The sequence below is a fragment of the Bacillus sp. AY2-1 genome (assembly GCF_008368965.1).
GTDB lineage: Bacteria > Bacillota > Bacilli > Bacillales > Bacillaceae_G > Bacillus_A > Bacillus_A thuringiensis_S.
In genome coordinates this window covers 1-3,611 of the sequence record NZ_QPEL01000315.1, presented here as the reverse complement: position 1 = coordinate 3,611, position 3,611 = coordinate 1, and the positions used below count along the sequence as shown (strand labels likewise).

The following is a 3,611-nucleotide window of genomic DNA, read 5'->3' as shown; positions in this document are numbered from 1 at the left end:
TAGCGTCGCATCAAAAACGAACAGTTCCATCGGCAAAGTTAACTGTAGCAGAAGCAAGAAAGAAAATCAATCCGGATGTGAAAGTAATGGAAGAACGTAAAGCTGTAGTAGTCAATGATTTGCATAATGAAGTACTTTGCTATGAATTTGTAGGTACTTTAGGAAAAGATACGTACCAAATATTCATTAATGCTAATAGTGGGGCCGAAGAAAAGGTAAAGAAAATGCAAGCTGTTGAAAAAATTTATGATTAAACCTTAATAGTGAAGTGGTGAAAATAATGAAAACTCTAATATATATATTGATGCTTTGCTTCGTTATAACTGGATGCAGTATTGGAAAAAAAGACAATCCAAACGAAAAGCCGGAACAAAAAAATGTCTCAATGAAAAATGTTAATTATACGAATAAATCAAATAAGCCAAATGAAAAAGCAGCAGATCATTTAGCATCTTTAGCTGCAAGTGTGCCAGGTGTGAATGATGCGACAGCCGTAGTAGTCGGCAAATATGCAATTGTAGGTATAGACGTAAAAGCAAAACTTGATCGAACTCGAGTTGAATCAATTAAATACTCTGTTGCAGAAAGTTTAAAAAATGATCCTGATGGTGCTAATGCAGTCGTTGTAGCAGATGTTGATACGTATGAACGCCTCAAACAAATTGGAAAGCAAATTAAAAAAGGAAAAACAGGTGAAGGTATACTAGATGAATTAGCGGCTATTGTGGGCCGAGTAATGCCACAAGTTCCAAATGATATGATTGAAAATAGAGAAACGAATCCAATTAAAGATAATGATAAACAATTACCAAAAGATGAAAAACAAGAGCTAAGAAAAGAACAGGATGATCAATCAAATAATCATTTGAATAAATGAAATTAGCCTCGTACTTAATTGTACGAGGTTTTTGAATATAATATTAAATATTCAGTTTATTTTTAAGGGAATATATGGTTTAATTATGATGGGAGGGACAACTGTTATGATGAAAAAAAGCGCATGTATATTGTTTAGTTTTTGCTTAGGTTTCAGTATGACAGCGTGTGAACAGAGAAAAGAAGTGAAAAATCAAACAGCAACTTCTTCTACTGTGATGGAAAGGCAACAGAAAGCGTCTATCAATATAAACCATTTCTCGAACATAAATGAAGGAATGACTTATACAGAAGTAAAAGATTTAATTGGTTGTGAAGGGGATTTACTTATAGAAGAAGGGGTAGAGCATTCTACACAAATTAAACAAATTTTTGCTTGGAAAGGAAACGATCCAAATTCATTTGTTGAAATTACCTTTTTAGATGGAAGAGTGCATTCAAAAGTACAGCAAGGTATAAGTTAATAAGCAAAAAATGGGAGAGTTTAGCATGAACATACACACAGGGGAAATTCAATTAGTTCCGTATAAGGAGAAATATAAAGAAGTTATACAAACATTTACTTTACCAAGTGAACAAGTTCAGTTTACATCAGATCCAAGCGCATTACTGGAGAAAGCAAAAAGTGATCGTACAAAAAATGTGATTGTTATTTTAGATTACAATGGGGTACCGGTTGGTCTTTTCGCATTGCAAACGGGAGATAGAGTAAAGGAGTTTACGGATAATGAGGATGCTTTACTTTTAACATCATTTTCTATTAATCACAATAGACAAAGAAAGGGATACGCTAAAAAGTCATTGTTATTATTAGAAGAGTTTGTAAAACGTTATTTTCCAATAAAAAATGAAGTTGTACTTGCTGTGAATGAAAGAAATATTCCTGCACAAAATTTATATGCAAAAGTCGGCTTCAAAGATAAAGGTTTTAGAAGAATGGGACCAATTGGCCAACAAATAATAATGCATTTACCTATAATGAAATAATGAGATAGAAAACTTACTCTTGAATATTCATGTAGTAGGTTTTTTTATTTTAACAATATATAATATATGTATATAAAATGAAACAGAAATGAAGGATATAAAAAATGAATCAAGATAGACAATGGAATATTGTTGGGGGAAGAGTGATTAAAACTGGGATTGCAGTTTTTCTTACAGTGTTAGTTTGTAATTTTTTTAACATCCCAACTATTTTTGCTGTAATAACAGCAATTGTTACAATTGAACCAACTGCAACAGACTCAATAAAAAAAGGGCTTATTCGCTTTCCGGCCTCAACAATTGGATCGGCATATGCCATGACTTTCACATTTTTCCTAGGCCATCAAGCAATTTCTTATGCATTAGCTGCGATGTTTACGATTGTTACATGTCAAAAACTAAGGTTACATGCGGGAACATTAGTCGCGACTTTAACTGCTGTAGCTATGATTCCAATTACGGCAGATCATTATTTTACTGCATTTTTAATTCGTTTAGCTACTACATCTACTGGTATTATAGTATCTACTTTAGTGAATTTTTTCATTTTCCCACCACACTACACGAAAACGATTTTTGGATGTACAGAGGATCTATTTGCTAAAACAGCAAATATTATGGAAGAATGGATTACTGCATTACTTGCAGGAAAAGGTATGAAAAAGGAGACAGCTCAGGATCTATCTAAATTGACTTTATTATTGCATAAGGCGATACAATTTGTTCAATATGAGCAGAAAGATTGGAAATATCATCACCATACAAAGAAGGAAATGAGAAGCTTTTTACTTGTACAAAAGCAATTGCATTTATTACAGCAAATCATTTACCATATAGATAATTTAGCTCGAGTGTCAATTGAGACCTGTGACTGGTCACAAAGTGAAAGGGAAATATTACAACAAACAACTTATTCTATAATTGCTATATTGAGAAACCGTTGTAATGAAATTGATGAGGAACATTTTAAACTTATTGCTGAATTAGACAAGCAATTTTGGAGTTATAAAAATGATTTAAAAGATTATAAACCAGATCATTATCATCACCATTTCTCAAGTGAATCTATTATTTTATTTGAGGTATTATCTATTCATGATATGTTAGAAGAATTAAAACAAATATCCGAGAAATATGAGTGGGAAAATCAATTCAGTTGATAAATTCATTTTATTGTGGGGGAATAATATGACAATTTATGTTGCACTACTAAGAGGAATCAATGTCGGTGGACATAAAGTAATCAAAATGGCTGATTTAAAACGATTGTTTGAATCAATAGAATTAAAACATGTGAAAACATATATACAAAGTGGTAATATCGTGTTCGAATCTGAGGAAGGTATAAACTTTCTAAAGGACCGAATACAATCTGAAATGAAAAATGAATTTGATTTCGATGTTCCAGTCATGCTAAGAACACATGATGAATTTATAAATATTATTAAACAATGTCCGTATGAAGTTCATTCATTGTTAGAAGGAGAAAGTGTTCATGTTGCTTTTTTAGCTAATGTACTTTCTGAAGAAGAGAGTAGTCAATTGCTTACATTTAAAAGTGAACTTGAAGATTGCTATATAGATGAGAAGGTTGCTTATTTGTTTTTCAAAAATAGCATTCGAAATTCTAAATTAATGAACCAGTTTCAGAAGTTACATACACCAGCTACAGTTAGGAATTGGCGGACTGTGAATAAATTAAAAGCAATTGTAGAGAGTATGTAAATATAAAAAGATGAGGTTTTCTA

The 3,611-nt window shown here is 31.7% G+C and carries 6 protein-coding genes; all 6 read left to right on the top strand.

Annotated elements, in window-relative coordinates:
* A partial coding sequence (locus DN403_RS30790) for a PepSY domain-containing protein (protein WP_218948255.1) occupies nt 1–254 on the top strand: 254 nt, incomplete at its 5' end.
* Nucleotides 255–280: 26 nt separating this feature from the next.
* Nucleotides 281–877 (top strand): YhcN/YlaJ family sporulation lipoprotein, encoded by a 597-nt coding sequence (locus tag DN403_RS30785; RefSeq protein WP_000854056.1) that lies wholly within the window; start codon nt 281–283, stop codon nt 875–877.
* Nucleotides 878–983: 106 nt separating this feature from the next.
* Nucleotides 984–1,340, top strand: coding sequence for a hypothetical protein (locus DN403_RS30780; protein ID WP_000976437.1), 357 nt, complete (start codon nt 984–986; stop codon nt 1,338–1,340).
* A gap of 10 nt (nt 1,341–1,350) precedes the next feature.
* On the top strand, nt 1,351–1,863 hold the full coding sequence (locus tag DN403_RS30775) for a GNAT family N-acetyltransferase (protein WP_118961769.1): 513 nt from the start codon (nt 1,351–1,353) through the stop codon (nt 1,861–1,863).
* Between the two features lie 104 nt (nt 1,864–1,967).
* On the top strand, nt 1,968–3,023 hold the full coding sequence (locus tag DN403_RS30770) for an aromatic acid exporter family protein (RefSeq protein WP_016077574.1): 1,056 nt from the start codon (nt 1,968–1,970) through the stop codon (nt 3,021–3,023).
* A gap of 28 nt (nt 3,024–3,051) precedes the next feature.
* A complete protein-coding gene (locus DN403_RS30765; RefSeq protein WP_000158574.1) occupies nt 3,052–3,588 on the top strand; it encodes a DUF1697 domain-containing protein in 537 nt (178 codons plus the stop codon).
* The last annotated feature ends 23 nt before the right edge of the window (nt 3,589–3,611 follow it).

What these genes read in the sequence shown, in the direction of transcription:
- DN403_RS30785 (WP_000854056.1), top strand. Translation starts at nt 281, where the DNA reads ATGAAAACTCTAATATATATATTGATGCTTTGCTTCGTTATAACTGGA.
- DN403_RS30780 (WP_000976437.1), top strand. Translation starts at nt 984, where the DNA reads ATGATGAAAAAAAGCGCATGTATATTGTTTAGTTTTTGCTTAGGTTTC.
- DN403_RS30775 (WP_118961769.1), top strand. Translation starts at nt 1,351, where the DNA reads ATGGGAGAGTTTAGCATGAACATACACACAGGGGAAATTCAATTAGTT.
- DN403_RS30770 (WP_016077574.1), top strand. Translation starts at nt 1,968, where the DNA reads ATGAATCAAGATAGACAATGGAATATTGTTGGGGGAAGAGTGATTAAA.
- DN403_RS30765 (WP_000158574.1), top strand. Translation starts at nt 3,052, where the DNA reads ATGACAATTTATGTTGCACTACTAAGAGGAATCAATGTCGGTGGACAT.